Origin of the sequence: Streptomyces sp. NPDC060184 (assembly GCF_042728795.1) — a bacterium.
Classification (GTDB): domain Bacteria; phylum Actinomycetota; class Actinomycetes; order Streptomycetales; family Streptomycetaceae; genus Streptomyces.
Map to the genome: position 1 here is coordinate 1 of NZ_JBHWYX010000033.1, position 25,806 is coordinate 25,806.

The following is a 25,806-nucleotide window of genomic DNA, read 5'->3' on the forward strand; positions in this document are numbered from 1 at the left end:
GGCCCGGCCCGGTCTCGGGCCGGGCCCTGGGACCGGAGCGGGCCCTGCTCAGCCGTCGGGCGAGAACACCCCGCCGCTCGCCGAGATGCCGGTGTCGAAGGTGCTGCGCACCGTGAAGTCGTCGCCGCTCGCGTCCCGTTCGCCCTCCGCGTGGTTGTACTGCCCCGCGAAGGTGAGGGTGGCCGCCGGGACGGTACGGCCCGGCCGCAGGGTCCAGCGGAACACGAGGAAGCCGCCCTCCTCGCCGATCGAGAGCGTGTAGTCCTCCTTGTGGCCGGACGTCCACGCGTCCGTCTTGGTCACCCCGCCGGTCAGCGCGACCCGCAGCTCCACCGTGAGGGAGGTGAGCGGCCGGGACGCGGTCACCAGCACGTCGCTCTGCGCCCAGTACGCGTTCGACCCGGGGTCCACCATGCCGCGGGTGGACACCGGGCCGTTGGCCGCCGGGAGCTGGGCGCCGCGCTCCCCGGAGAGGGCGGGCGCCGGCGCCGTCGCCTTCGCCGTACGGCTCGGTGCGGCTGCCACCGGCTGCCCGGAGCCACCGTCGCGGGCCGTCCACGCGACGGCGAGCGGGACCGCCACGAGGACCCCGCAGACCGCCGCCGCCGCTGCCGCGATCCGCAGCCTCGGCATCGGCGCGCGCGGCGGGCGTGCCACGCGTCCGGGCGGCGGGTCCTGACTCATCCCGCGCTCGATCCGCGCCCACATCCGTTCGCGGTCCGGGCGGTGCTCCAGCGCCGCACCGCGAAGACGCTCCCGCAGCTCCTCGTCCATCAATGCCTTCCTCCGCCGGGCTGCCCCGCCACGGCCACCCGCGCCGGAGCCGGACCCGCCTCGGGGCCGAGCAGCCGCTGCAACTCCGCCAAGCCCCGGGAGGTCTGGCTCTTGACCGTACCGACCGATATCCCGAGGACCAACGACGTGTCCCGCTCGGACAGGTCGAACGCGTGCCGCAGCACGACGCAGGCCCGTTTCCTGAACGGCAGCTTACGCAGGGCCTCTTGCACGTCCACCACGGTGGTGACGTCGGGGTCGTCGACGGCGAACCCGTCGCCGGACCCGGCGCGCGGTGCCCAGAACAGCGCGATCCGGCGGCGCTCGCGCACCGCGCCCCGAATCCGGGTCCGCGCCAGGTTGGCGACGACCCCGCGCGCGTACGCGACGGGATGATCGGCCTCCCTCATCCGGTCCCAGCGGTGCCAGAGGGCCATCAGAGCGTCGGCGGCCAGATCATCGGCCGCATCCGCCTCGCCTGTCAACAGGTGTGCGAGACGAGCCAGTTCGGCGTAGTGCGCCTCGAAGAACTGATGGAACTCGGCGGCAGCGGCAGCGTCGACCACAGTGCCCACGGGTACCTCTCCCTGCTCTCGAATCCCTGTACGCGAACCGCGTGGCTGTGTACGTTCCCTCAACGGCACCCAGGGGTGCGAGCGGTGCGAGAGCGTACCAGCGCGCCTCGGAAGCGCTGTGAAGCGGGTGTCACTCCAAGTAAGGCGTAACACGGCGAAAACCTGAACCCCCTTTCCACGGGGGAACATGTCGTCACTCACCCCGCAGACCACTCACACCCCGAGGAGCGCCATGCCGGACACACCGGAAGCACCACAGGCACCAGCGGCCCCCGAAGCACCCCAAGCGCCGGCGGCAGCGGAGACCACGCCGGCCACCGGCCCGGCCGCGGCGCCCCGGAACGCGCTGGACCGCTACTTCGCGATCACCGCGCGCGGATCGAGCCTCGCCCGCGAGGTGCGCGGCGGCTTCGCGACCTTCTTCACGATGGCGTACATCCTGGTCCTCAACCCGATCATCCTCGGCTCGGCCGAGGACAAGTTCGGCGCCCACCTCTCCACGCCCCAACTCGTCACCGTCACCGCGCTGGTGGCCGCCGTGATGACCGCGATCATGGGGCTCGGCGGCAACCTCCCGCTCGCGATAGCCGCCGGACTCGGCCTCAACGCGGTCGTCGCGTTCCAGATCGCCCCGCTGATGAGCTGGCCCGACGCGATGGGCCTGGTCGTCCTCGAAGGGCTCATCATCTGCGTCCTGGTCGTCACCGGCCTGCGCGAAGCCGTGATGCGCGCGATCCCGCCCGCCCTCAAGCAGGCCATCAGCGTCGGCATCGGGCTCTTCATCGCGTTCATCGGCTTCGTCGACGCCGGGTTCGTCACCCGTATCCCCGGCGAGACCGGCTCGACCCCCGTACAGCTCGGCTCGGTCGGCCACCTCACCGGCTGGCCGGTGCTGGTCTTCTGCGTCGGTGTCCTGCTCACCGTCGCCCTGATGGCCCGCAAGGTGAAGGGCGCCATCCTCATCAGCATCGTGGTCAGCACCGTGCTGGCCGTCGTCGTCAACTCGGTCGCCGACATCGCGCCGACCGCCTGGGGCCTGACCGTCCCCGAGGTCCCCGAAGACCTCGTCGCCGCACCCGACTTCGGTCTCGTCGGCTCCTTCAGCCTCTTCGGCGCCTTCCAGCAGGTCGGCGTGGTCACCATCGTCCTGCTGATCTTCACCCTGATCCTCAGCGACTTCTTCGACACCATGGGCACGGTCGTCGGCGTCTCCCAGGAGGCCGGGCTGCTCGACGAGAAGGGCGACGTCCCGAACATCGGCCGCGTCCTCCTCATCGACGGAGCCGCCGCCGCCGTCGGCGGAGCCGCCTCGGCCTCCTCCAACACCGCCTACATCGAGTCGGCGGCGGGCGTCGGCGAGGGCGCCCGCACCGGTTTCGCCTCCCTGGTCACCGGCGCCCTCTTCGCCGTCGCGCTCTTCCTGACCCCGCTGGCCACCGTCGTCCCGGCCCAGGCCGCGGCCCCGGCGCTCATCGCGGTCGGTTTCCTGCTGATGGCGCAGGTCCGCCACATCGAGTGGGAGAGCTACGAGATCGCCATCCCGGCGTTCCTGACGATCGCCGTCATGCCGTTCACCTACTCCATCACCAACGGCATCGGCGCGGGCTTCCTCGCCTTCGTCGTGATCAAGGCGGCGCTCGGCAAGGCACGGGAGGTCCACTGGCTGCTCTGGGCCACCTCCGCCCTGTTCGTGGTGTACTTCGCGATCGACCCGGTCGAGCAACTGCTCGGCGTGAAGTGAGGCCCGGACGCGAGGACGGCTGACCCGCGTGGTCCGGCTCCCTCCGCGGGGGAGCCGGACCGACACCGCGGGGCGTCACCGCGCGAGCGCCGCCTTCATCATCTTCTGCGCGACGGGCGCCGCCAGGCCGTTGCCGCTGACCTCGGAGCGGGCCGCCCCCGAGTCCTCCACGACGACGGCGACCGCCACCTCCTTGCCGGAGGCGTCGTCCTTGGCGTACGCGGTGAACCAGGCGTACGGGGTGTTCCCGTTGTCCACGCCGTTCTGGGCCGTACCCGTCTTGCCGCCCACCTCGGCGCCGTCGATCCGCGCGTTGGTGCCCGTACCGTCCTCGACCACCGTCACCATCGCGCTGCGCAACTGGGCGGCGGTCCGCTTTGACACCACGCGCTCGGTGTCGCCGTCCGGGTACTCCTGGAGCGTCGTGCCCTTGCCGTCGGTCACCGAGGAGACCATGTGCGGGGCGGCCAGCTCACCGCCGTCCGCGAGCGCCGCGGAGACCATCGCCATCTGCATGGGGGTGGCCGTGACCTCGAACTGGCCGATGCCGGTGAGCGCGGTCTGCGCGCTGTCCATCTCCTTCGGGTACACGCTCGCCGAGGCACGCACCGGCACGTCGAGCTTCTCCACGTCGAACCCGAACTTCTCCGCCATCGCCCGCAGCTTCTCCTGGCCGAGGTCGGCCGCCACCTTGGCGAAGACGTTGTTGCAGGAGTACTGGAGCGCCGTGCGCAAGGTGGCGTTCTCGCAGGGCGCGGAGGCGCTCTCGTTGCGCAGCACGGTCGTGGTGCCGGGCAGGGTGTAGGGGTCGGGGCTGTCGGTGGCCTGGTCCACGGAGTCGTACAGGCCGTTCTCCAGCGCGGCCGACGCCACCACCAGCTTGAACGTCGAACCCGGCGCCAGTGGCTGCCGCAGCGCGCGGTTGACCAGCGACTTGTCGGGGTCGTCCAGCAGCTTCTGCCAGGCGTCCTGGTCCGTGGTCCCGCTGATCGTCGACGGGTCGTACGACGGGGTGGAGACCATGCCGAGGATGCGGCCGGTCTTCGGGTCCATCGCGACCGCCGCCCCCTTGTCGTCGCCGAGCGCCTCGTACGCGGCCTTCTGCACGTCCGGGTCGATCGTCGTCACCACGTCGCCGGGCTCGGCCCGCTCGCCGGTGATCACGCCGGCGGGGTCCTTCAGCCGGTCGTCCGTGCCGTCGAGCACCGAGCCGTAGATGCCCTCCAGCTGGGTGGAGCCGTACGCCTGCGAGCCGTAGCCGGTGACGGCCGCGTAGAGCGCGCCGTTCTCGTAGGTGCGCTTGTACGCGAGATCTCCGCTCTCCGTCCTCTGCGATCCGGTGACCGGGGAACCGGCCACGATGATGTCACCGAGCGGCTGCGCGTACCGCGCGATGGTGTTCCGCCGGTTGTTGCCGTTGTCCGCGAGTGCCTTCGCGTCGTACACCTGCACCCAGCTCGCCCGCGCCAGCAGCGCGAGCACCAGGAGCAGGCAGAAGACCGAAGTACGCCTGATCGTCTTGTTCATCCCGGTGTGGGACGAACGGGGGAGCGGCGGATGTTCCCGGTCGTGCCGCTTCTCACCGGTTTCTCAGACGGCCCGGCCGGTGTTCCGGGGATGCGCCCCGTCAGAGGCGGCGGGTCGCCAGCGTCAGCCGGTCGCGGGCGTCGAAGAGGGCGTCCTTCACCGTCTGCTCGTGGGCGGGGGTGAGCCGGGCGACCGGCACCGAGCAGCTGATGGCGTCGCGCGAGGGCGTCCGGTACGGGATCGCCACGCCGAAGCAGCGCAGCCCCAGGGTGTTCTCCTCGCGGTCCACCGCGTACCCCTGCTCGCGGATGGTGTGCAGCTCCTCGATGAGCTGCTCGCGGTCGGTCAGGGTGTGCTCGGTCAGTGCCGGGAGCGTCTCGGGGAGCATCTTGCGCACCTGCTCGTCGCTGTGGGTGGCCAGCAGCGCCTTGCCCAGCGAGGTGGAGTGGGCGGGCAGCCGGCGGCCGACGCGGGTGAAGGGGCGCAGGTAGTGCTGGGACTGCCTGGTCGCGAGGTAGACCACGTTGGTACCGTCGAGCCTGGCCAGGTGGATGGTCTCCGTGGTGTCGTCGGAGAGCCGGTCGAGCGTGGGGCGGGCCGCCGCCACCACCTCGTCGCCGTCGATGTACGAGGTGCCGACCAGCAGGGCGCGCACCCCGATGCCGTACCGGGTGCCGGTGGCGTCGGTCTCCACCCAGCCGAGCTCGACGAGGGTGCGCAGCAGCATGTAGAGACTGGACTTGGGGTAGCCCACCGCCTCCTGCACGGCGGCGAGGGAGTGCATCCCGGGGCGCCCCGCGAAGTATTCGAGGAGCTCCACCGTCCGTACCGCGGACTTGACCTGCGCCCCACCAGACTCGGCAGCCGACATCGCCCTCGCCCCTTCCACTTACGTCGAAATCCCGTGACTTCGCTGTGACTTCTTGCCTGTGACTTCTTGCCAACGCGGAACGCCCGGAAATAGAGTTCCAGGACATTCACGATGAGGAACGCTGTTCAGAATACCGAACAACTTCCTGGCGTGTGGCAGACAGTACGGAAGGGAAAACGGTGGCAGCAGCACCAGTCTGGAGCGTCGACCCCCGCACCGGGAACCCGCGCGAGCAGGTTGCGGTGGAGGCTAGCGCGGAGGAGGTCGACCGCGTGGTGCGGGCGGCGCACGCCGTCCGCGACGCCCTCGCCGACCGCACCGTACGCGCCGCCTTCCTGCGCACCGCGGCCGACCTGCTCGCCGGGGCCGAGGAGGCCGCCGTCGCGACCGCCGACGCCGAGACCGCGCTCGGAGCGCCCCGGCTGACCGGTGAACTCGCCCGCACCGCAGCACAGTTGCGGGCCTTCGCCGAGGTCGTCGACGAGGGTGCCTTCCTCGACATCCACATCGACCACGAGGACGCCGGCCGCACCCCGCCCTGGCCCGACCTGCGCCGCTGGAAGATCCCGCTCGGCGTCGTCGCCGTCTACGCGGCCAGCAACTTCCCGTTCGCCTTCTCCGTCCCCGGCGGCGACACCGCGAGCGCACTGGCCGCCGGCTGCCCGGTCGTCGTCAAGTCCCACCCCGACCACCCGGCCACCTCCGAACTGAGCGCCTCCCTGCTCCGCCGCGCCGCCGCCGCCCACGGCCTGCCCGAGGACGTCGTCCAGCTGGTGCACGGCTTCGAGGCCGGCGTCGAACTCGTCCGCCACCCGCTGATCTCCGCGGCCGGCTTCACCGGCTCGATCCGCGGCGGACGCGCCCTCTTCGACGCGGCGGCGGCCCGCCCCGCCCCCATCCCCTTCCACGGCGAGCTCGGCTCCCTCAACCCCGTCGTCGTCACCGAGGCCGCGGCGGCCGAGCGCGGCGAGCAGATCGGCAGCGGACTCGGCTCCTCCATGAGCATGGGCGTCGGGCAGTTCTGCACCAAGCCCGGCCTGGTCCTGGTCCCCGAGGGCGAGAGCGGCGACGCACTGGTGAAGACCCTCACCGCGACCGTCGGCGACACCGTCCCCGCCGTCATGCTCGACCACCGGATGCGCGACGCCTTCATCGCCGGAGTACGCGACCGGGCCGCCCTCCCCGACGTGGCGGCGCCCGTCACCCCGGGCGACGGCGGCGAACACGCCGTCGCCCCCGGCTTCCTCACCGTCCCGGCCGCCCGCCTCGCCGAGGACGGCCCCCACGAAGCGCTCCTGGAGGAGTGCTTCGGCCCGGTCACCGTCGTCGCCCGGTACGCCTCCGAGGACGAGGTCGCCGCCGTGCTCGGCCGCCTCCCCGGCAACCTCACCGCCACCCTGCACATCTCCACCGAGGAGGAGGGGGGCGCCGCCGCCGGACTCCTCGCCTCCCTCACCCCGCTCGCCGGGCGCGTGCTCGTCAACGGCTGGCCCACCGGCGTCGCCGTCGCCCCGGCCCAGCACCACGGTGGCCCGTACCCGTCCACCACCTCCACCTCGACCTCGGTCGGCGCCACCGCCATCGAACGCTGGCTGCGCCCGGTGACGTACCAGTCGACCCCCGAGGCCCTCCTCCCGCCCGAGCTTCGCGACGACAACCCGCTGGGCCTGCCCCGCCGGGTGAACGGATGACGGCCATGACCCTGAGACTTCCCGAACTCCCCTTCGAGCTGGAGCCGTTCGGCCCCGAGGGCAAGTGGACCTACGAGGACGGCGTACTGACCGGCCGCGCGGGCGCCCGGCAGGACCGCTTCGTACCGCCCGGCGGCGACTCCCTCGAATCGGCGAGCGACGCGCCGCGCCTGCTGGGCACCGCGCCCGCGGGCGACTTCCAGCTGCTCGCCCGGGTCAAGGTCGGCTTCGCCGGCGCCTACGACGCCGGGGTCCTCTACCTGCACGTCGGGCACCACGACTGGGCGAAGATCTGCCTGGAACTCTCGCCCGCCGTCCCCACCATCTGCACGGTGGTCACCCGGGGCGTCTCCGACGACGTCAACTCCTTCACCGTGGACGGCGACACCTTCTGGCTGCGCCTCACCCGCAACGGCGGCGCCTTCGCCTTCCACGCCTCGCCGGACGGCGTCACCTGGACCTTCGTCCGGGTCTTCGCCCTCGGCGACCCGGAGGGCACGGCCTCCGCGCAGGTCGGCTTCCTCGTCCAGGCGCCCGTCGGCGACGGCTGCGAGGTGTCCTTCGACGAGATCGCCTTCCGCGCGGAGGGCCTTGCCGACCTGCGGGACGGCAGCTGACCGCCGCCCGCCCACCCGCACCCCGGCCCCTGCCCACCGCCTCCGTCCGGCGGGCAGGGGCCGGCCCCGCACGTGAACTTCCCCGAGCCCGGCCCGGAGTGGCGGATCCTCCGGCGGAAATTCGCTGGCACGGCGCAGCCCGGTGGCCGATCATGCGGCCCATGACCGAGCAGCCCGAACGCTGGACCCAGGCCGCCGTCCACCCCGACATGTGGACCGACCCCGACAAGGACCCGCGCGAGAACGACGGGAACGGCCCGGACGGTGAACTCCCCACCCTCCAGGAGTACCTGCGCAACTACCGCCTCACCCTTACCATGAAGTGCGAAGGGCTCGACCCGGAGCAGCTGGCGCGCCGGGCCGTTCCGCCGTCCACGATGTCGCTGCTCGGCCTGGTGCGCCACCTCGCCGAGGTCGAACGCGACTGGCGCAACTGGATCACCGACGGCGACCCGCTGCCGAAGCTCTACGGGGTCCGCGACGGCGACTTCGACGGAGCCGTCGCCGAACAGTCCGCGGTGGACGGCGCGTACGCCGACCTCGCACGCGAACAGGCGGCGACCGACGCGGCGTTGGCCGGACACCCTGACCCGGGTGCGCGGATCGGGAAGGAGGGCGTCGTGGTCCGGGAGCTGCTGGTGCACCGCATCGAGGAGTACGCCCGCCACTGCGGCCACGCCGACCTGCTGCGCGAGTGCGTCGACGGACGCGTGGGGCAGTGAACCCGCAGCCGCACGCGCCCGCCGGACCGGCGATCCCTCAGCGGTCCACCGCCGGGAGCCGGTCCAGCCCCGTCTCCCGCAGCACCCGGTCCACCGTGTCCGCCAGCGCGCTCGAAGCGCCGACGACGGTCTCCGTACCGCCCGGCAGCAGGTCGAGCGGGCGGTACCAGGAGCGCAGGTCGTCCGCCCCGACCACCTCGGCGATCGGCTTGGTGGCGTGCCTTTGCAGCGTCTCCTCGAACGGCACGTCCAGGTAGTACCCGTGCGTCGGACCGCGGTGGTCCGCCCGCAGCCGGGCGAGCATCCCGCCGTAGTGGTCGGCGTACAGGATGCCCTCCAGCACGACGTGGAACCCGGCGTCGAGGGCGTACCGGGCGACCGCGTCGATCAGGCCGATGTTCGCCGCCCCGGGCCGGTCGCGCTCCCGCAGCACGGTCCGCCGCAGGTTGTCCTGGCCCACCAGCGCCACCCCCCGGCCGAACCGCTCCCGTACCCCGGCCGCGACGGCCGACTTCCCGGAGGCGGAGTTCCCGCGCAGCACGACGAGACGGGTCTGGGCGGTGCCGGTTCTCATCCACGGGACTCTACGGACGCGGGTTTCCGGGCACACGGTGGTACGACGCGGTGTCGCGCGCCCGTAGCGCACGCCGGTACGACGTGGTGTCGCGCATCCGTAGCGCACGCCGGTACGACGGGTCTCGCGCGCCCGTAGCGCACGCCGGTACGCGCCCCGCGTGGAACCGGTCCCGCGCGCCCCGCGTCCCCTCAGGCATGTCCCTCCTCATCCGCACCGCCGCCCCCGCCGACCTGGACGCGATCGTCCGCCTGCACACCGAGGCCCGCGCCACCTACTACCGCGGGCACCTCGCCCCCGAGGAGTACGCGGGCCCCGAGGAGGTCGGCCGGTCCGCCGCGGGCTGGGCGCGCGCCGTGGACGCCGAACACGCCACCGTCCTCTGCGCGGAACGCGGCGGCGCCCTGGTGGGCGTCGCCTGCCACGCCGTACGCGACGGCGGCACCACCCTCACCCAGTTGCACGTGGACCCCTCGCAGTGGCGTACGGGCGTGGGCACCGCCCTCCACACCGCGTGCACCGAGGCCTGGCGGCGGACCGGTGTCCGCACCGCGCGCCTGGAGGTGTTCGCCCCCAACACCCGCGCGCAGGCCTTCTACGCCCACCACGGCTGGACCGCCGACCCCGACACCCCGCGCGACGGCACCCACATGGTGCTCCGGCTCGTTCTCGGCGACGGCTGAAACCACCGTCCCGCACCGAGCGCTCAGATCCCGGGCACCGCGTGCGGGCGCAGGACCATGAGCGAGCCCTCCAGGGCCGCCACCATGGCGAAGGGGAAACGGTCGAGTTCGAGACAGAGCTCCACGTCGTCGGGGTGGACCCCCTCGCGCACCCCCTCCCTCAGCTCGGTGGCGGCGAGGGACATCTCCCCGCGACGGAGAAACGCGTCGGCGTCCTTCCTGTCCCCGTTGGCCCGCCCCGCGATGTACTGCGCGCACGCGAGATCCTCGTCGGCCCTTCCGTCCTCGCCGGTGACGACGAACGTGACGCTGCCGCTCCCGCCGGTCCGCAGGACCTCGGCCGTCGCCTCCGCCACCACGAAGCTCGCGCACAGCACCAGGGATGCGTCCTTGACCGCGAGCGCGCCGACCGTACCCGCCGTGGTCTTCTGCACCACGGTCCGCCCGCCGAGATCGACCGAGCGCAGCAGCCCCGGCGAGTTGACGGCGTCGAACCCGGGCGCGGGCGGGCCGTCCTTCAGCGTCACCCACTCCGGGTGGCGGGCCTTGAGCGCCAGGGACTCTTCCAGCGACCCGGAGAGCACGATCTTCTCGGCTCCCCGGGCGAAGGCCCACGCGGCCACCGTGAAGGCGCGCATCACGTCGACCACGACCGCCACGGGCGGGGTGTCGGTCAGCTCATCGATTCCGAGAAAGGAGGCGTCCATGCGGTCATGATCGTGGGAGCCCGGCCCCGGTCGCCCGGAGAGTGGCGCGTCTCACACCAGGGGGTGACGAGGAACCGCAGGACCGCGATCCGGACCGTGACGCGGTGCCCGGCGGGAATCCGGGTGGGGACGACGGTGTTGTTCCCCCTGGCGCGGAGGGCTCTCCGCGCGCGTCACCGAGCCCGTCCGGGGAAGAGCTCCCGCCGGGGCAGAGCTCCCGTCACGGGAAGAGCTGGAGAGAAGAGAGAATGCGCGTCGAGATCTGGAGCGACATCGCCTGCCCCTGGTGCTACATCGGGAAGGCCCGCTTCGAGAAGGGGCTGGCGGGCTTCGCCCACCGCGACCAGGTCGAGGTGGTGCACCGCTCCTTCGAGCTGGACCCGGGGCGCGCCAAGGACGACATCGCGCTGGTCGTGGACATGCTCGCGCTGAAGTACGGCCGCACCCGCGAGGAGGTCCTCGCGATGGAGGGAAACGTCGCCGCGAACGCGCAGGCCGAGGGGCTCGGGTACCGCAGCGAGGGCCGCGACCACGGCAGCACCTTCGACATCCACCGGCTGCTCCACCTCGCCAAGGCGCGCGGGCGCCAGGACGAGCTGCTGACCCTCGCCTACCGGGCCAACTTCGCCGAGGAGCGTTCCGTCTACGACGACGCGGTCTTGGTCGACCTCGCCGTCGAGGCCGGTCTCGACGAGGCCGAGGCCCGTGCGGTGCTCGCGGACCCGACCGCGTACGCCGACGACGTACGCGCCGACGAGCGCGAGGCTTCCGAACTCGGCGCCAACGCCGTCCCGTTCTTCGTCCTCGACCGGCGCTACGGCATCTCCGGCGGCCAGCCCTCCGAGGTGTTCGCCCAGGCGCTGGAGCAGGCGTGGAAGGACCGCGAGGTGACCGCCCTCACCCCGCTCGGGGACGACGCCGCCGCCTGCGACGCCGACGGCGCCTGCGAGGTCCCGCAGCGGGGCGAGGCGACCGCCTGACGGCCGGTCGGCGCCGAACACGTCGGGGCGGGTGGACCCGGTCCGCCCGTCCCGCCTTCGCATCGGGCTCAGTCGGTCCCACGGCGAGACGCGCGCATTCTGCCGTCGTGGAGGGCATCGACAGCCTCACCGAACAGTACGACTGCCGGACGTGACCCGGGCCAGGGCCACCGGGTCGGAGCGGTTCGTCCGGCCTGGCGGGCCTGTCGTGCCGCCCGGTCGCCCCGGCGAGCCGCCCTTGCCTCATTGACGCGGTGGCCGGGGCGTCCCAGGCTGGAGCGCATGGAGACCACGCCGCTGAGCGAGACCACCGGAACGGGCGGAGCCACCGCGCTGGCACGGGCCGCAGCCGAGGAGTTCGCTCCCGCCACCACCTACCTCAACACCGCCTTCGCCGGCCTGCTGCCCCGCCGTACCGTCGCCGCCGTCACCGACCTGGCGCGGGCCTGCGCCGAGGGCGGGCCCGTGGGCACCGGGGAGTTCGCGGTGGTGGACGCCGCGCGGGCCGGGTTCGCCGGGCTGGCCGGTGTCGGAGCCGACCGGGTCGCCGTCGGCACCTCGGTCGCGGTGCACGTCGGGCTGATCGCGGCCTCGCTGCCCGCCTACGCCGAAGTGCTCTGCCCGGAGGGTGAGTTCAGCTCGGTGGTCGCCCCCTTCGCGCACCGGAGGGACCTGCGGGTGTCGTACGCCCCGCTCGCGGAGCTGGCCGGGGCGGTACGGCCCACCACGGCACTGGTCGCGCTCTCCGCGGTGCAGTCCTCGGACGGCCGGGTCGCCGATCTCGCCGCCGTACGGGCCGCGGCCACCGCGCACGGGGCCCGGGTGCTGCTCGACACGACGCAGTCGGCGGGCTGGCTGGCGGTGGACGCGGGAGAGTTCGACTACACGGTGACCGGCGGGTTCAAGTTCCTGCTCTGCCCGCGCGGCGCCTCGTTCCTCACGGTGACCGAAGAGGCGCAGGAGTCGCTGAAGCCGGTCTTCGTGGGGTGGGTCGCGGCCGAGGACACGGAGAACAGCACCTACGGGCCCATCGACCGGCTCGCCGGCTCCGCCCGGAGGTTCGACTCGGCGCCCGCCTTCCTCTCCTACTACGGGGCGGAACGCTCGCTCGCCCTGCTGGCGGAGATCGGCACCGACGCCCTGTACACGCACGCCACCGGGCTCGCCGCGCGCTTCCGCACGGGGCTGGGGCGCCTCGGGCACCCCACCGTGCCGGGGGAGTCGGCGATCGTGGCGGCCCCCGGACTCGGCAAGCGCCAGGCGGAGTTGAGTGCGGCCGGCATCACCGTCTCCGACCGCGCGGGCAACCTGCGGGCCGCCTTCCACCTCTACAACACCGAGGCCGACGTGGACCGGGCGCTCGACGTGCTCGGCTGACGGCGGGCACACGTCCTAGGCCGAGTCCCGCCGCACCAGTTCGGTGGGGAGGATCACCGCGGCCGGGTCCTCGCCGCCGATCTGGGCCAGCAGCACCCGTACCATCTCGGCGCTGATGCGGTCCCAGGGCTGCCGGATCGTGGTCAGCGCCGGGCGGGAGTCCAGCGCGGCCGGGGAGTCGTCGAAGCCGCCGACCGCGATGTCCTCGGGCACCCTCCGCCCGGCCCGCTCCAGCGAGGTGAGCACACCCTGCGCCATCAGGTCGGACGCGACGAAGACCGCGTCGAGGTCGGGGGCGCGTTCCAGCAGCAGCGTCCCGGCCGCCTCGCCGCCGGCCCGGCTGTAGTCGCCCGGGACGATCAGGTCCTCGTCCACGGGCAGCCCGCACTCGGCGAGCGTCTCGCGGTACCCGGCGAGCCGCTCGACGCCGCCCGGGGTGTCCAGGGGGCCGCTGACCGTACCGATCCGGCGGCGCCCCGACTCGTACAGGTACCGCACCATGTCCCGGGCGCCGTCCCGGTCGTCGGCCGCCACATAGCTGACCTTGGAGCCCTGCCCGAGGGGCTTGCCGCAGGTCACCACCGGTACGCCCGCCTCGTGGAGCTGGGCGACCACCGGGTCGCCCGAGTGGCTGGAGACCAGCAGGACGCCGTCCACGTGGCCGGCGATGTACCGCATGTTGCGGCGCCGTTCGGCCTCCGTACCCGCGATCATCAGCAGCAGCGGGACGTCGTGCGCGGCCAGCGCGCTCGTACAACCCCGGAGCAGCACGTTGAAGTTGGGGTCCTCGAAGAACCGCTCCTGAGGTTCCGTCAGCAGGAACGCCACCGAGTCGGAGCGCCCGGTGATCAGGGAGCGGGCGTGCCGGTTGACCGTGTAACCGGTCTTGCGGATGGCCGAGTTGACCGCTTCGAGGGCGGCCGGACTGACGTTGTGGCCGCCGTTCAGCACCCGGGAGACGGTCCCGCGCGACACCCCCGCCTCGCGGGCCACGTCGTGGATCGTCGGCGGCCTGCGGCGTCCCCTTCCGGGCTGCCCGGAGAGCGGGGGAGGTTCAGTGCGGCTCATGGTGCGTGTTCTTTCGTTTTCGGGGCCCCGGGTGGAGGGGGCGGGTCCGGCGGCCCCCTGGGGGCATGGTCAGGACTTTACGGCGCCGGAGAGCAGGTCGAGACTCCAGAACCGCTGGACCACGAGGAAGAGCGCGATCAGCGGCAGGATCGCCAGCAGCGCGCCGGTGATCACCAGCGTATAGAGGGCCGGTGTGTTCGAGCCCTGCTGGAGCAGGGTGAAGAGCCCGAGGGTGACCGGGAACTTCTCGTCGTCGCTGAGCATGATGTAGGGCAGCAGGAAGTTGTTCCAGATCGCGACGAACTGGAACAGGAACACCGTGACCAGCCCCGGCAGCATCATCGGCAGCGCGATGGTGCGGAAGATCCGCCACTCGCCGCCGCCGTCCATCCGGCCCGCCTCGATCACGTCGGGCGGCACCGCGGCCGTCGCGTAGATCCGGGCGAGGTAGACGCCGTACGGGGAGAGGACGGTGGGCAGCAGCACCGAGAGGTACGAGTCCGTGAGGTCGGCCTTGGCGAGCAGCAGGTACTGCGGGACCGCCAGGATCACCGGCGGCATCAGCACCCCGGCGAGCAGGAGGTTGAAGATCGACTCGCGGCCCCGGAAGCGGTAGACCGCCAGGGCGTACCCGGAGGCCGCCGACACCGCCGTGGAGAGCAGGGCCCCCACCCCGGCGTACAGGGCCGAGTTGCCCATCCACTTCCAGTAGACGCCGTCCCGGTACGCGGAGAGGTCGGCGACGTTGTCGGAGAACCCCGAACCGGGCAGGAAGGTGAAGGTGGAGAAGAGCTCGCTGCCCGACTTGGTCGACGCCACGACCACCCAGAGCACCGGCAGCAGGCAGTAGACGGCACCCAGCAGCAGCGCCGCGGTGGGGATCGCGGCGAACCGGCGCGGGGCGCGGCCGGCGCGGGACGTGCCGGACGTCCGGGCGGTGGCCGGGAGGGTCTGCGTACTCATCGTGCATCACCCTGCTTGGTGCGGGAGTTGGCGGCCCGGAGGAAGCCGAAGGAGAGGGCGAGGGTGGCGACGGCGATGATGACCGCCTGGGCCGCCGCCGCGTAGATGTCGTTGTTGACGAAGGCGTCCTGGTAGACCTTCATCAGCGGACTCCACGTGGTCGAGAGGGAGTTGGTGAGCGGCTTGAGCGTGGTGGGCTCGCTGAACACCTGGAGGGTGGCGATGATGGAGAAGAAGAACGTCAGCACCAGCGAGGGCGCCACCATCGGGATCTTGATCCGCAGCGCGGTCTGCCACTGCGAGCAGCCGTCCAGCCGGGCCGCCTCGAAGATCTCGGCGGGGATCGCCCGGAGCGAGGTGTAGATGACGATCATGTTGAAACCGGTGCCGCCCCAGACCGCGATGTTGGCGAGCGAGGCGTAGAGCGGCCCGCCGTCCAGCAGGTCCGGCTGCGGCAGCCCGAGGTGGTCCAGCAGCCAGAAGAACGGGCTGACGTCGGGCAGGTAGAGGAACCCCCACATCATCGCGGACACCACCCCCGGGATGGCGTACGGCAGGAAGATCGCCAGCCGGGTGAAGCCGCGCAGCCGGACCCGCTCGGTGTCCAGCAGCAGGGCGAACAGCAGCGCGAGGCCCAGCATCACGGGCACCACGATCAGGCCGTACCCCAGGATGCGCAGCGCGCCGTGCAGCAGCTCGGAGTCGGAGAGGGCGTCCGTGTAGTTGGCGAGACCGGCCCAGACCTCGTCGCGGGCGCCCTTGCCGAGACCGAGGCCCTTGACCTCGGTGCGGCGGAAGCTGAGGTAGAGCGCGTAGCCGATGGGCAGCGCGAAGAAGAGCAGGAAGAGCAGGGTGGCGGGGACCAGGAAGGCGTACGGGGCGCTCTTGACCCCGTACGACCCACTGCGGCGTGCGCGTGTCACTCGGAGACTCCGAAGCCCTGCTTCTTCAGGTCGGCGACCGTGGCGTCCTGCATCGCGGTCAGCGCCGCCCCGAAGTCCGACCGGTCCTTGGCGGCCTTGGCGAACTCGTCCTTGAAGGCGGTGTACGCGACGTTGACGTTCGGGCCCCAGGCGGCGGGCGCGGTGCCCTTCGCGATCTCGGCGGCCTTGGTGTAGAAGTCGGGCTGGTTGGAGAAGTACGCGGGTGCCTGGGCGAGCGCGCTTCCGGTCTGCGCGGCGGTCGCGGCGGGGTAGATGCCGGACTCCTTCACCAGGGCGGCCAGCGCGGTGGGGTCGGTGTTCAGCCACTTCGCGAACTTCGCCGCCGCGCCCTTGTTCTTCGAGTCGTTGGTGACGGCGGTGGAGGACCCGCCCCAGCTGCCGGTGACGTTCTGGCCCGCCGTCCACTGGGGGAGCGGGGCCATCGCCCACTTGCCCGCCGTGTCGGGGGCCGCCGTGGTCAGGGTGCCGGGGGCCCAGACCGCGCTGACCCAGGCGATCTGCTTGCCGGTGTCCAGCGCCTTGTTCCAGGCGGGGGTGTACATCGGCTGGTTGTCGATCGCCCCTTCCTTCACCAGGCCGCCCCAGAAGTCGGCGACCTTCCGCGTGGCCGGGTCGTCGATGGCGACCTTCCACGTGTCGTCGGCGGTGGTCCACCACTGGGCGCCGGCCTGCTGGGCGAGGCCCGCGAAGAGGCCGGAGTCGTTCGAGGAGAACGTCGTCAGGTCGGTGTCCGGCGCCTTCTTCTTCAGCGCGCGGGCCGTCTCGGCGAACTCGTCCCAGGTGGCCGGGACGGTCAGCCCGTACTTCTCGAACAGGTCCGCGCGGTAGTAGAACATCAGCGGGCCGGAGTCCTGCGGCAGCGCGTACAGGGCGTCCGTCCCCAGCGTCGCCTGCTGCCAGATCCCGTCCGCGAAGGCGCCCTCGGCATCGCCCGCCTCCTTCGATATGTCCGCGAGGACGTCGTTGGAGACCAGCGTGGGCAGTGCCTGGTACTCCGCCTGCACCAGATCGGGCGCCTTGTGCGCCTTGGCCGCGGTGATGATCTTGGTGACCAGGTCGTCGCCCGACGCCTGCTTCTTCACCGTGACCGTGATGCCCTCCTTCTTGCCCTCGCCCTTGTTCCAGATGTCCGCGACCTTGTCGAGGCCGGGCGCCCAGGACCAGTAGGTGAGCTGGGCGGGACCGGCGGCGGCGGGCGCGTCGCCCTTCCCGTCGTCCGACGAGCCGCAGCCGGTGAGGAGGGCGGAGGCGGCGAGGACGACGGCCGTGGACAACGCGACGTTGCGGTGCTTCATGGTTTTCCCCTGACGAGAACCGAGGGTGCAGCGCGGGAACTGCGCTGTGAGCGTTCACAGTAGAGAAACGGAACCGACACTTGTCAATGGTTGTAACTCTGCGGTTATCTTGGCTCCACACCGCCGATCGACTGTGTGCACGTTCCCAACCCGATGCACACAGCGGCCCGAGGGGCGTCGCCGCAGGGCGGCGGTGCCACCCCAGGACCGACCCGGTCGGGTGCATCCGTACCGCCCGGTGGCGGGCCGCCGCCCGACCCGGCGGCGGACGACCGCCGTCACCGCCGAGAACGCCAGGAGACCCCCATGCCCCACACCGCTCCCCGAGGTCTGGACCGGCTCGCCTTCGGCGGCGACTACAACCCGGAACAGTGGCCCGAGGAGATCTGGCCCGAGGACGTGCGGCTCATGCGCGAGGCCGGCGTGACCATGGTCAGCGTCGGGATCTTCTCCTGGGCCCTGCTCGAACCCGAGCCCGGCGCCTACGACTTCGGCTGGCTCGACCGCGTACTCGACCTGCTCCACGAAGGCGGCGTCCGCGTCGACCTCGGCACCCCGACCGTCGCCCCGCCCGCCTGGTTCTACCGCGCCCACCCCGAAGCGCTCCCGGTGAACCGCGACGGGGTCCGGTACGCCTTCGGCTCACGCGGCGCCATCTGCCACAGCAACCCCGACTACCGCGCCGCCGCCGCCCGCATCACCGAGGAGATCGCCCGCCGCTACGCCGGTCACCCCGCCCTCGCCCTCTGGCACGTCCACAACGAGTACGGCGTCCCCGTCTCCGCCTGCTACTGCGACAACTGCGCCGCCCACTTCCGCCGCTGGCTCACCGCCCGCCACGGGTCGGTCGAAGTCGTCAACAAGGCCTGGGGCACCGCCTTCTGGGGCCAGCACTACCGCACCCTCGACGAGATCGACCCGCCGCGCACCACCCCCACCGTCGGCAACCCCTCCCAGCAGCTCGACTACCGCCGCTTCGCCGACGCCACCCTGCGGGAGAACTTCACCGCCGAACGCGACATCCTGCACCGGCTCGCCCCCGGCATCCCGGTCACCACCAACTTCATGACCGCGCTCAGCCAGTGCGACTCCATCGACTACTGGGCCTGGGGCCGCGAGGTCGACCTCGTCACCAACGACCACTACCTGATCACCGACGGCCGCCGCACCCACGTCAACCTCGCGATGGCCGCCGACCTCACCCGCTCCGTCGCGGGCGGCGCCCCCTGGCTGCTCCTCGAACACTCCACCAGCGGCGTCAACTGGCAACCCCGCAACCCCGCCAAGCGCCCCGGCGAGATGGCCCGCAACAGCCTCGCCCACGTGGCCCGCGGCTCCGAGGGCGCCATGTTCTTCCAGTGGCGCCAGTCCCGCGGCGGCGCCGAGAAGTTCCACTCCGCGATGCTCCCGCACGGCGGCACCGACACCCGGATCTGGCGCGAGGTCACCCGGCTCGGCGCCGACCTCGGCCTCCTCGACGGCATCCGGGGCACCCGCACGGTCGCCGACGCCGCGATGGTCTGGGACTGGCAGTCCTGGTGGGCCCAGTCCCTGGAGTGGCGCCCGAGCCAGGACCACGACGCCCGCGAGCGCGCCGACGCCTTCTACCTCTCGCTCTACGACCGCCACCTCACCGTGGACTTCGCCCACCCCGAGGCGGACCTCTCGGCCTACCCGCTGGTCGTCGTACCCGCCCTCTACCTCGCCACCGAACAGGCGGGGGAGAACCTGCGCCGGTACGTCGAAGGCGGCGGCACCCTCGTCGTCTCGTACTTCTCCGGCATCGTGGACCCCGACGACAACGTCCACCCCGGCGCCTACCCGGGCGTGCTGCGCGACGTCCTCGGGCTGACCGTCGAGGAGTTCTCCCCGCTCGGCGAGGGCGACACCGTCCGCCTCATCACCCCCGAGGGCGCCCCCGAAGGCCCCGCCCTCACCGGCGACCTCTGGTCGGACGTGGTCGTCCCGCGCGGCGCCGAGACCGCCTGGTCGTACGCGGACGGGGTCGCCGCCGGCCGCCCCGCCGTCACCCGCAACCGCCTCGGCGACGGCACCGCCTGGTACGTCTCCACCCGGCTCTCGGGCGCCGGCCTCGACGCCGTACTGGACCGCGCCTGCGCGGACGCCGGGATCGCCCCGCGCACCTCGCTCCCGTACGACGTCGAGGTGGTCCGCCGCACCGGGGAGACCGGCAGCTACCTCTTCGTCATCAACCACACCGGGGGCGACACCAAGGTGCCGCTCGACACCCCCGGCACCGAACTCCTCACCGGCGAGCCCGCCTCCGGACACCTCGCCGTCCCGGCGGGCGCGGTCCGGGTCGTACGGCTCGACGCCTGAGGCGCACCAACGCACCAACGCACCAACGCACCTCCGCATCTCCAGCCCCCCCCACGTACCACCAGCACCACCCCCGTATCCCGCACAACGGTCGAAGGGACATCGACGACGATGTACGGAAAGACGCTGTTCGGCAGGACGCAAGACGAACCGGGAGCGGCGGCCCGCCGCACCCCGCGCGGCAGCCGCCGGACCGCCGCCGCGCTCACCGCCCTCAGCGGGCTGATGCTCGCCGGGCTACCCGCCCAGGCCGCCCACGCGGCGGCCACCGTCACCAACCCCGGCTTCGAATCGGGCGCCACCGGCTGGACCGCCTACTCCGCCGGAGGCCAGAGTGCCGCCTCCTTCACCGAGGCCGGCGGCCACGCGGGCACCACCCGGCTCAGCCACTGGTCTGCCTCCGCCTACAAGGTGGAGACGTACCAGTACCTCTCCGGGCTGACCGACGGCACGTACACCCTCAGCGCCTGGGTCCGCTCCAGCGGCGGCCAGAACTCCGCCTACATCGCCCTGCGCAACTGCGGCTCCGCCGAACAGCGCACCGACCTGCCGCCCACCGCCAACGGCGCCTGGATACGCCTGGTGACCTCCGTCAAGGTCACCGGCGGCGCCTGCACCATCAGCCTCAACTCCGACGCGCACGCCGGGGAATGGGCCAACTTCGACGACCTCGCCTTCACCTCGGGCACCACCGGCCTCAGCGTCAAGGGCGGCGACCTCTCCACCCTCCCCAAGAACGAGGCCCACGGCGCCGTCTACCGCAACGCGAGCGGCACCACCGGCGACGCCATGACCCTGCTCCACTCCGCCGGAATGAACTACGTACGCCTCAAGGTGTGGGTGAACCCGGCGGACGGCTTCAACGACAAGGTCCACGTCCTCGCCATGACCAAACGCGCCAAGGCGCTCGGCATGAAGGTCCTCGTCGACTTCCACTACTCCGACGCCTGGGCCGACCCCGGCAAGCAGACCAAGCCCGCCGCCTGGGCGGGCCACGGCTACGCCCAGCTGAAGACCGACGTCTACAACCACACCTACGACGTGCTCAACGCCCTCAAGGCGCAGGGCACCACCGCCGACATGGTCCAGATCGGCAACGAGATCAACGCCGGGATGCTCTGGCCCGAGGGCTCCACCGACAACTGGTCCCAGCTCGCCGGACTCCTCACCTCCGGAGCCAACGCCGCCAAGGCCGTCTCCTCCTCCACGAAGGTCGCCCTGCACCTCGCCAAGGGCGGCGACAACGCCGGCACCCGCTGGTGGTTCGACAACGCCGTCGCGTACGGCGTGCCCTTCGACGTCATCGCCCTCTCGTACTACGGCTACTGGCACGGCGCCCTCTCCGACCTGCAGACCAATCTGGACGACGCCGCCTCCCGCTACGGCAGACCTGTCCTCGTCGCCGAGACCGCCTACGCCCACACTCTCGCGGACAAGGACGGCCTGGAGAACAACGTCGCCACCGCCGACCAGCTCGTCACCGGCTACCCCGCCACTCCTGCGGGCCAGGCCGCCAACCTCCGCGACGTACTGAACGTCGTCGAGGCGGTCCCGGGCGGCCGGGGCCTCGGCGCCGTCTACTGGGAACCCGCCTGGACCGCCGTCACCGGCAGCGGCTGGGACCCGGCCGACGCCTCCTCCGGCAACGCATGGGAGAACCAGGCGCTCTTCGACTACAACGAGAAACTGCTCCCCGCGGCCAGCTGGTTCTCGCACCGGTAGGACGCCCGGCACGCGACCGTGCCCCGCCGTGCTCCGGGTTGTGGAGGCGCGGCGGGGCACGGTTGCCGCGTGCGGGGGCGGCCGTACTCGAAAGGACGTACAGCGCGCGATCGCCGGCACCCCACCCGATCCGGTCGCTACCGTCACCACGACCATGACCACGGCCCCGACCTGCGGTGGTTCGCCGAGCACGACCTGCCCGGGGACCTGATCGAGTACCCCGCCGCAGGGCTGCGCGGCAGCCTCACCCGCCCCGGCGGGGTCACCTTCCACGACTGGTCGTAGAAAGGGAGGGCGCGCCGCACGTCGAGGAGCCCGAAGCGGGGAGCCGGATGCTTCCCTGTCCGGGAACGAACCCGGGAACGAACCCGGGAACGCCCGCGGGAACGAGTCCCGGAGTGAGTCCGGGAGTGAGCCCGGGATCAGAGGAGTGGTGCGCGATGAGGCTGGTACTGCAGGAGTTCGTGTCGCTGGACGGCGTCTCCCAGGGGCCCGGCGCCCCGGACGAGGACACCAGCGACGGGTTCACCGGGGGCGGCTGGTTCGTGCCGCATCTGGACGAGGCGTTCGAGCGGGTGGCCGCCGACTGGCTCGGCAGGGCGGACGCGTTCCTGTTCGGCCGCCGCACGTACGAGAACTTCGCGCGGGACTGGCCGGAGATGACCGACCACCCGAACGCCCGCGTCCTGAACGGCTCGCCCAAGTACGTCGCCTCCCGGAGCCTCGCCGAGGCCGGGTGGGCGCCGACCACGATCCTGTCCGGCGACGTCCCCGCCCAGGTCGCCGCGTTGAAGCGGCAGCCCGGCCGTGAGCTCCAGATCCACGGCAGCGCCCGGCTCGGCCACAGCCTGCTGACCGCCGGTCTGGTCGACGAGGTGCGCCTCGCGATCGCCCCCGTGGTGGTGGGCGGCGGACGCCGCCTGTTCCCGGACGGCGGCACCCCGGTCGGCCTGCGCCTGCTGCACCACGAGACGACCCCGCGCGGCGTCGCGGTGCACGTCTACGAGCCGACGGGCGTTCCGGAGTACGGGACGTACGGCGGCTGACGCCCGGAGCCCGGCCCCGCGTACGCCCGCCCCGGGGTCGGTCAGCCGGTGAAGCCCTGGTCGCCCAGTGCCTTCTCGATGCGGGCGCGGTGGTCCGCCTCCCAGGCGTCGAGGGACTGCTCGGCCTCCGCGGCGAGCTTCGTCCGCGAGGCCGCGAATATCTCCTCCTGGCGGGCGGCGGGAGTGACGACGACGCCCTCCTCGTCCGCGACGACGATGTCTCCGGGGTGCACCAGCACGCCGCCGACGCGGGCCGGTTCACCGAGCGCCCCGACCTTCTTCTTGGTGCCGGGGATCGGGATGACGCCCCGGGCGAAGACCGGGAAGCCGGCCTCGCGCACCTCGGCGAGGTCGCGGACGACCCCGTCGACGACGAAGGCCGCGACGCCCCGCCGCTGGGCGATGGCGCACACGTTGCCGCCGGCCAGCGCGTAGTCCACGTCGCCCGACTCCACGACGATGACCGAGCCGGGTTCGGCGCGGTAGATCGCGGCATGCAGCATCAGGTTGTCGCCGGGCACGCACCGCACCGTGTATGCGGGGCCGGCGACCCTCGGCGCGTTCCACAGCGGGCGGACGCCGATGTCCATGACCTGCTCGCGGTCCAGCAGTTCGGCCAGGGTGGTGGAGGGAATGTCCTTGAAAGCGGCGTTCATGGTCGTCTCTGTTCCTTTGTGCGGCGAGACGGTCGGCGGTGGGCCGACCGTGTACTCACCGGGCCGTGAAGGGGGCGTTACCGGTTGACATCATCGTCGGAGTCCGAGCCGCACGGGAGGTCGGGTTGCTCACACTGCCGGAGATCGCCGAGGAGCATGGCGTCCTGACGTACCGCCTGGACCTGGCCGACGGTACGTCGGTCGTCTTCCCGCCCCCTCGTCCGTACCGACGCCGGACCCCTGGCGCGTTTCCTGGGGGCCTGTCGGCCGAATCGAGGCGTCTCAGTACGTTCGACGGGTACGGCTTCGCGGCTGCCCAGGAGTTGTGCGACGCGATCGCGCGCTACGACGAACTCACGCTTCGGTCCCACCCTGGCCGACGACCATCAGGGGCGAGGGGCGAGGGGCGAGGGGCGAGGGCGAGGGCCTCCTTGGTCGTGGGGGAGACCCCGGACCCGGCAACCCCACCGGCGTGACGCAAAGAGCTGGAGAACCGCCCTCCCGTCCCCGGCCCGCAAGCGCCCCCACTGCACCGTCGTCTCGCGATGCGGGACATGATTGCTCACATGGTGGACTAATCGCTAACGTCCGGAGCCATGACTGAACTCGTGGATGTCCCGCCGTTCGCGCGGGTCGAAGAGTTGGGCGGACTGCCGGGGCGCGTGGTTCTGGCGGACGTGCGGTGGTATCTGGACGGGCGTTCGGGGCGTGCCGCGTACGAGGGGGGACACCTGCCCGGCGCGGTCTTCGCGGACCTCGACCGCCGGCTGACCGGGCCTCCCACGCCGGTGGGCGGCAGGAACCCCCTTCCCGCACCGGAGTTGTTCGCCGAGGGCATGCGGGAGCTGGGCATCGGTGACGACGACATCGTGGTGGCCTACGACGACCAGGGCGGGGTCATCGCGGCCCGGCTGGTGTGGATGCTCCGGGTCACCGGGCGCCGTGCGGCGATCCTCGACGGCGGTCTCGCCGCCTACCTCGACGCGCACCCCGACTCCCTGACGACCGATGAACCGAAGCCGGAAAAGGGCGAGTTCTCCGTACGCGCCTGGCCCGCAAAGGCCCTGGTGGAGGCCGACGACCTGGTGGGCCCGGAGGCCCTGACCGTCGACGCCCGCAACCGGGACCGCTTCGTCGGCGCGCAGGACCCGGTCGACCCCCGCCCGGGCCACGTACCCGGTGCGGCGAACGTCCCCTGCCGGGAGAACCTGGACGGGCTCGGCCGGCTGCTGCCGGTACAGAGGATCCGGGACAACTTCGCCGCCGGGGGCGTGGACGCGGACACCGCGTCGAAGGTCGTCTCCTACTGCGGCTCCGGCGTGACGGCCTGCCACAACCTCCTGACCCTGGAGCACACCGGGCTCGGCCGGGGCCGGCTCTACGTCGGCGGCTGGTCCGCCTACAGCCGTGACGAGGCCCGCCCGGTGGAGACCGGACCCGCCCGTTGAGACGGCGGACCACGACTCCGACTCCGACTCCGGCGCGTCCGCACGGGCGGGGCGGGACTCCGGCGCGTCCGCAAGGGCGGGGCGGTTTCACACCGTCCCGCCCCGCCCGTCGCCCGGCTTCCGCTACCGCACCGGGGTGAAGTCGCGGGCCCCGATGAACTCGGGCCGGCGCACCGGGGCCTGGAAGGGCTCCTGCGCCGGGTTCTCCACGCTGTTGAAGACGATGAAGACGTTGCTGCGCGGGAACGGGGTGATGTTGTCCCCCGATCCGTGCATGGCGTTGCAGTCGAACCAGGTCGCCGAACCCGCCCTGCCCGTGAAGAGCTTGATGCCGTGCGCGTCGGCCATCCGGGACAGGGCCTCGTCGGACGGGATGCCCGCGTCCTGCATCCGGAGCGACTTCTTGTAGTTGTCGGCGGGCGTCTCGCCCGCGCAGCCGAGGAACGACCGGTGCGAACCGGGCATGATCATCAGCCCGCCGTTGGTGTCGTGGTTCTCGGTCAGCGCGATCGAGACGGAGACGGTCCGCATCTGCGGCAGGCCGTCCTCCGCGTGCCAGGTCTCGAAGTCCGAGTGCCAGTAGAAGCCCGAGGCGCCGAAGCCCGGCTTCACGTTGATCCGGGACTGGTGCACGTACACGTCCGAGCCGAGGATCTGCCGGGCCGCGCCCACCAGCCGCTCGTCGGAGACCAGCCGGGCGAACACCTCGCTGATCCGGTGCACTTCGAAGACGGAACGCACTTTCCGGGACGTCGGCTCGACGATCGACCGTTCGTCGGCGCGGATCTCCGGATCATCGATCAGCCGCTCCATCTCGGCGCGGTAGTCCGCGACTTCGTCCGGAGTGAGCAGCTGGTCGACGGCGAGGAAGCCGTCCCGCTCGAACGTGAGGAGGCTCTGTACGGGTACGGGCCCCGGGGCGCCCGGCGCGGACCAGACGACCGGGTCCCGGCGGGGAGTGAGCGTCTCGGTGACACCGCGCGAGGGGTACGGATCGGTGCGCGCGTACGTGGTCATGGTCAGGCCTCCTCGGTCAGCAGCGGGTAGACGCCGTTCTCGTCGTGGTCCTCCCGTCCGGTGACGGGCGGGTTGAAGACGCAGACGCAGTGGAAGTCGGTCTTCGGCCGGAGCGTGTGGTGCTCGTGGCCGTTGAGCAGGTACATGGTGCCGGGGGTGATCCAGTGCTTCTCGCCGGTGTCGTCGTTGGTGAGTTCGGCCTCCCCCTGGGTGCACAGGACGGCCTCGATGTGGTGCGCGTACCACATCGACGTCTCCGTGCCCGCGTACAGGATGGTCTCGTGGAGCGAGAAGCCGACCTTCTCCTGGGCGAGCACGATGCGCTTGCTCTCCCAGGTGCCGGAGGCGGACTTCACGTGCCGGTCGGTGTTCTCGATGTCGCGGAACGAACGGACGATCACGGTGGTGTGGTGCCTTTCTCTTCGGCGATGGCCCAGTGCCTCGGCCGGGTTGGTGCGGCCGGTGGGG

General features: G+C 72.1%; 25 protein-coding genes. 12 read left to right on the forward strand and 13 right to left on the reverse strand.

The genetic code is table 11. The annotated features are described in order from the left end of the window. Positions 1-48: 48 nt before the first annotated feature. A complete protein-coding gene (locus tag ACFWEE_RS21680) occupies positions 49-774 on the reverse strand; it encodes a hypothetical protein (protein ID WP_386891284.1) in 726 nt (241 codons plus the stop codon). Then, entirely contained in the window at positions 774-1,349 is a 576-nt protein-coding gene (locus ACFWEE_RS21685) for a SigE family RNA polymerase sigma factor (protein ID WP_386891286.1), read from the reverse strand. The genes ACFWEE_RS21680 and ACFWEE_RS21685 overlap by 1 nt, the downstream gene beginning before the upstream one ends. A 232-nt stretch (positions 1,350-1,581) precedes the next feature. On the opposite strand from ACFWEE_RS21685, the gene ACFWEE_RS21690 reads away from it, so the two are divergent. Continuing rightward, positions 1,582-3,090 (forward strand): NCS2 family permease, encoded by a 1,509-nt coding sequence (locus ACFWEE_RS21690; protein WP_386891287.1) that lies wholly within the window; start codon positions 1,582-1,584, stop codon positions 3,088-3,090. Between the two features lie 75 nt (positions 3,091-3,165). Here ACFWEE_RS21690 and ACFWEE_RS21695 read toward each other — a convergent pair whose 3' ends face one another. Together ACFWEE_RS21695 and ACFWEE_RS21700 are read right to left on the reverse strand one after the other, a co-directional pair. Beyond that, complete coding sequence (locus tag ACFWEE_RS21695) at positions 3,166-4,617, reverse strand: peptidoglycan D,D-transpeptidase FtsI family protein (RefSeq protein WP_386891289.1); 1,452 nt, start codon at positions 4,615-4,617, stop codon at positions 3,166-3,168. 100 nt (positions 4,618-4,717) lie between these two features. Next, on the reverse strand, positions 4,718-5,488 hold the full coding sequence (locus ACFWEE_RS21700) for an IclR family transcriptional regulator (RefSeq protein WP_327175073.1): 771 nt from the start codon (positions 5,486-5,488) through the stop codon (positions 4,718-4,720). 179 nt (positions 5,489-5,667) lie between these two features. Between ACFWEE_RS21700 and ACFWEE_RS21705 the strand changes: the two genes are divergently transcribed. The 3 genes from ACFWEE_RS21705 to ACFWEE_RS21715 all read left to right on the forward strand — a co-directional run bounded on the left by ACFWEE_RS21705 (position 5,668) and on the right by ACFWEE_RS21715 (position 8,518). After that, positions 5,668-7,179 (forward strand): aldehyde dehydrogenase (NADP(+)), encoded by a 1,512-nt coding sequence (locus ACFWEE_RS21705; protein WP_386891290.1) that lies wholly within the window; start codon positions 5,668-5,670, stop codon positions 7,177-7,179. Positions 7,180-7,184: 5 nt separating this feature from the next. Further along, entirely contained in the window at positions 7,185-7,796 is a 612-nt protein-coding gene (locus ACFWEE_RS21710) for a DUF1349 domain-containing protein (RefSeq protein WP_386891292.1), read from the forward strand. A gap of 161 nt (positions 7,797-7,957) precedes the next feature. After that, complete coding sequence (locus tag ACFWEE_RS21715) at positions 7,958-8,518, forward strand: DinB family protein (RefSeq protein ID WP_386891294.1); 561 nt, start codon at positions 7,958-7,960, stop codon at positions 8,516-8,518. A 37-nt stretch (positions 8,519-8,555) separates the two neighbouring features. Here the strand turns inward: ACFWEE_RS21715 and ACFWEE_RS21720 are convergent, their stop codons facing one another. Further along, a complete protein-coding gene (locus ACFWEE_RS21720; RefSeq protein ID WP_386891295.1) occupies positions 8,556-9,092 on the reverse strand; it encodes an AAA family ATPase in 537 nt (178 codons plus the stop codon). A gap of 197 nt (positions 9,093-9,289) precedes the next feature. On the opposite strand from ACFWEE_RS21720, the gene ACFWEE_RS21725 reads away from it, so the two are divergent. After that, complete coding sequence (locus tag ACFWEE_RS21725; RefSeq protein WP_386891297.1) at positions 9,290-9,775, forward strand: GNAT family N-acetyltransferase; 486 nt, start codon at positions 9,290-9,292, stop codon at positions 9,773-9,775. 23 nt (positions 9,776-9,798) lie between these two features. On the opposite strand, the gene ACFWEE_RS21730 is transcribed toward ACFWEE_RS21725, so the two are convergent. Continuing rightward, positions 9,799-10,482: a 2-phosphosulfolactate phosphatase gene (locus tag ACFWEE_RS21730; protein WP_386891299.1), complete on the reverse strand. Its 684-nt coding sequence runs from the start codon at positions 10,480-10,482 to the stop codon at positions 9,799-9,801. Positions 10,483-10,730: 248 nt separating this feature from the next. Between ACFWEE_RS21730 and ACFWEE_RS21735 the strand changes: the two genes are divergently transcribed. Together ACFWEE_RS21735 and ACFWEE_RS21740 are read left to right on the forward strand one after the other, a co-directional pair. Beyond that, positions 10,731-11,462: a DsbA family oxidoreductase gene (locus ACFWEE_RS21735; RefSeq protein WP_386891301.1), complete on the forward strand. Its 732-nt coding sequence runs from the start codon at positions 10,731-10,733 to the stop codon at positions 11,460-11,462. Positions 11,463-11,744: 282 nt separating this feature from the next. Continuing rightward, positions 11,745-12,839 (forward strand): aminotransferase class V-fold PLP-dependent enzyme, encoded by a 1,095-nt coding sequence (locus ACFWEE_RS21740; protein ID WP_386891303.1) that lies wholly within the window; start codon positions 11,745-11,747, stop codon positions 12,837-12,839. Positions 12,840-12,854: 15 nt separating this feature from the next. Here the strand turns inward: ACFWEE_RS21740 and ACFWEE_RS21745 are convergent, their stop codons facing one another. From ACFWEE_RS21745 to ACFWEE_RS21760, 4 genes are all read right to left on the reverse strand, one after another. After that, positions 12,855-13,907 carry a LacI family DNA-binding transcriptional regulator gene (locus ACFWEE_RS21745; RefSeq protein WP_386891305.1) on the reverse strand — a complete coding sequence of 351 codons (1,053 nt, stop codon included), beginning with the start codon at positions 13,905-13,907 and terminating at the stop codon, positions 12,855-12,857. Positions 13,908-13,976: 69 nt separating this feature from the next. Further along, positions 13,977-14,870 carry a carbohydrate ABC transporter permease gene (locus tag ACFWEE_RS21750; RefSeq protein WP_386891307.1) on the reverse strand — a complete coding sequence of 298 codons (894 nt, stop codon included), beginning with the start codon at positions 14,868-14,870 and terminating at the stop codon, positions 13,977-13,979. After that, positions 14,867-15,793, reverse strand: coding sequence for a carbohydrate ABC transporter permease (locus tag ACFWEE_RS21755; protein WP_386891309.1), 927 nt, complete (start codon positions 15,791-15,793; stop codon positions 14,867-14,869). Before ACFWEE_RS21755 ends, ACFWEE_RS21750 begins: the two co-directional genes overlap by 4 nt. Beyond that, entirely contained in the window at positions 15,790-17,109 is a 1,320-nt protein-coding gene (locus ACFWEE_RS21760) for an extracellular solute-binding protein (protein WP_386891311.1), read from the reverse strand. The genes ACFWEE_RS21755 and ACFWEE_RS21760 overlap by 4 nt, the downstream gene beginning before the upstream one ends. Before the next feature lie 306 nt (positions 17,110-17,415). Between ACFWEE_RS21760 and ACFWEE_RS21765 the strand changes: the two genes are divergently transcribed. From ACFWEE_RS21765 to ACFWEE_RS21780, 4 genes are all read left to right on the forward strand, one after another. Continuing rightward, on the forward strand, positions 17,416-19,449 hold the full coding sequence (locus tag ACFWEE_RS21765; protein WP_386891313.1) for a beta-galactosidase: 2,034 nt from the start codon (positions 17,416-17,418) through the stop codon (positions 19,447-19,449). A 225-nt stretch (positions 19,450-19,674) separates the two neighbouring features. After that, positions 19,675-21,171: an arabinogalactan endo-beta-1,4-galactanase gene (locus ACFWEE_RS21770; protein ID WP_386891418.1), complete on the forward strand. Its 1,497-nt coding sequence runs from the start codon at positions 19,675-19,677 to the stop codon at positions 21,169-21,171. A gap of 69 nt (positions 21,172-21,240) precedes the next feature. Continuing rightward, positions 21,241-21,456, forward strand: coding sequence for a hypothetical protein (locus tag ACFWEE_RS21775; RefSeq protein WP_386891315.1), 216 nt, complete (start codon positions 21,241-21,243; stop codon positions 21,454-21,456). Positions 21,457-21,611: 155 nt separating this feature from the next. Further along, positions 21,612-22,217: a dihydrofolate reductase family protein gene (locus ACFWEE_RS21780; protein WP_386891317.1), complete on the forward strand. Its 606-nt coding sequence runs from the start codon at positions 21,612-21,614 to the stop codon at positions 22,215-22,217. 41 nt (positions 22,218-22,258) lie between these two features. Here the strand turns inward: ACFWEE_RS21780 and ACFWEE_RS21785 are convergent, their stop codons facing one another. Next, positions 22,259-22,873 carry an RraA family protein gene (locus ACFWEE_RS21785; protein WP_386891318.1) on the reverse strand — a complete coding sequence of 205 codons (615 nt, stop codon included), beginning with the start codon at positions 22,871-22,873 and terminating at the stop codon, positions 22,259-22,261. Positions 22,874-23,469: 596 nt separating this feature from the next. On the opposite strand from ACFWEE_RS21785, the gene ACFWEE_RS21790 reads away from it, so the two are divergent. Further along, the gene (locus tag ACFWEE_RS21790) at positions 23,470-24,321 is read left to right on the forward strand and encodes a sulfurtransferase (protein ID WP_386891319.1); all 852 of its coding nucleotides are present in this window, start codon (positions 23,470-23,472) and stop codon (positions 24,319-24,321) included. A 123-nt stretch (positions 24,322-24,444) separates the two neighbouring features. Here the strand turns inward: ACFWEE_RS21790 and thpD are convergent, their stop codons facing one another. Then, entirely contained in the window at positions 24,445-25,338 is an 894-nt protein-coding gene (thpD, locus tag ACFWEE_RS21795) for an ectoine hydroxylase (protein ID WP_386891321.1), read from the reverse strand. A 2-nt stretch (positions 25,339-25,340) separates the two neighbouring features. After that, positions 25,341-25,739, reverse strand: a complete 399-nt coding sequence (locus ACFWEE_RS21800; RefSeq protein WP_386891323.1) for an ectoine synthase — start codon at positions 25,737-25,739, stop codon at positions 25,341-25,343. Positions 25,740-25,806: the final 67 nt, after the last annotated feature.

Bases quoted from the DNA above. Each gene is read 5' to 3' on its own strand.
- ACFWEE_RS21680 (WP_386891284.1), bottom strand. From the start codon at position 774: ATGGACGAGGAGCTGCGGGAGCGTCTTCGCGGTGCGGCGCTGGAGCAC.
- ACFWEE_RS21690 (WP_386891287.1), top strand. From the start codon at position 1,582: ATGCCGGACACACCGGAAGCACCACAGGCACCAGCGGCCCCCGAAGCA.
- ACFWEE_RS21695 (WP_386891289.1), bottom strand. From the start codon at position 4,617: ATGAACAAGACGATCAGGCGTACTTCGGTCTTCTGCCTGCTCCTGGTG.
- ACFWEE_RS21700 (WP_327175073.1), bottom strand. From the start codon at position 5,488: ATGTCGGCTGCCGAGTCTGGTGGGGCGCAGGTCAAGTCCGCGGTACGG.
- ACFWEE_RS21710 (WP_386891292.1), top strand. From the start codon at position 7,185: ATGACCCTGAGACTTCCCGAACTCCCCTTCGAGCTGGAGCCGTTCGGC.
- ACFWEE_RS21715 (WP_386891294.1), top strand. From the start codon at position 7,958: ATGACCGAGCAGCCCGAACGCTGGACCCAGGCCGCCGTCCACCCCGAC.
- ACFWEE_RS21720 (WP_386891295.1), bottom strand. From the start codon at position 9,092: ATGAGAACCGGCACCGCCCAGACCCGTCTCGTCGTGCTGCGCGGGAAC.
- ACFWEE_RS21725 (WP_386891297.1), top strand. From the start codon at position 9,290: ATGTCCCTCCTCATCCGCACCGCCGCCCCCGCCGACCTGGACGCGATC.
- ACFWEE_RS21730 (WP_386891299.1), bottom strand. From the start codon at position 10,482: ATGGACGCCTCCTTTCTCGGAATCGATGAGCTGACCGACACCCCGCCC.
- ACFWEE_RS21735 (WP_386891301.1), top strand. From the start codon at position 10,731: ATGCGCGTCGAGATCTGGAGCGACATCGCCTGCCCCTGGTGCTACATC.
- ACFWEE_RS21740 (WP_386891303.1), top strand. From the start codon at position 11,745: ATGGAGACCACGCCGCTGAGCGAGACCACCGGAACGGGCGGAGCCACC.
- ACFWEE_RS21745 (WP_386891305.1), bottom strand. From the start codon at position 13,907: ATGAGCCGCACTGAACCTCCCCCGCTCTCCGGGCAGCCCGGAAGGGGA.
- ACFWEE_RS21750 (WP_386891307.1), bottom strand. From the start codon at position 14,870: ATGAGTACGCAGACCCTCCCGGCCACCGCCCGGACGTCCGGCACGTCC.
- ACFWEE_RS21760 (WP_386891311.1), bottom strand. From the start codon at position 17,109: ATGAAGCACCGCAACGTCGCGTTGTCCACGGCCGTCGTCCTCGCCGCC.
- ACFWEE_RS21765 (WP_386891313.1), top strand. From the start codon at position 17,416: ATGCCCCACACCGCTCCCCGAGGTCTGGACCGGCTCGCCTTCGGCGGC.
- ACFWEE_RS21770 (WP_386891418.1), top strand. From the start codon at position 19,675: ATGCTCGCCGGGCTACCCGCCCAGGCCGCCCACGCGGCGGCCACCGTC.
- ACFWEE_RS21780 (WP_386891317.1), top strand. From the start codon at position 21,612: ATGAGGCTGGTACTGCAGGAGTTCGTGTCGCTGGACGGCGTCTCCCAG.
- ACFWEE_RS21785 (WP_386891318.1), bottom strand. From the start codon at position 22,873: ATGAACGCCGCTTTCAAGGACATTCCCTCCACCACCCTGGCCGAACTG.
- ACFWEE_RS21790 (WP_386891319.1), top strand. From the start codon at position 23,470: ATGACTGAACTCGTGGATGTCCCGCCGTTCGCGCGGGTCGAAGAGTTG.
- thpD (WP_386891321.1), bottom strand. From the start codon at position 25,338: ATGACCACGTACGCGCGCACCGATCCGTACCCCTCGCGCGGTGTCACC.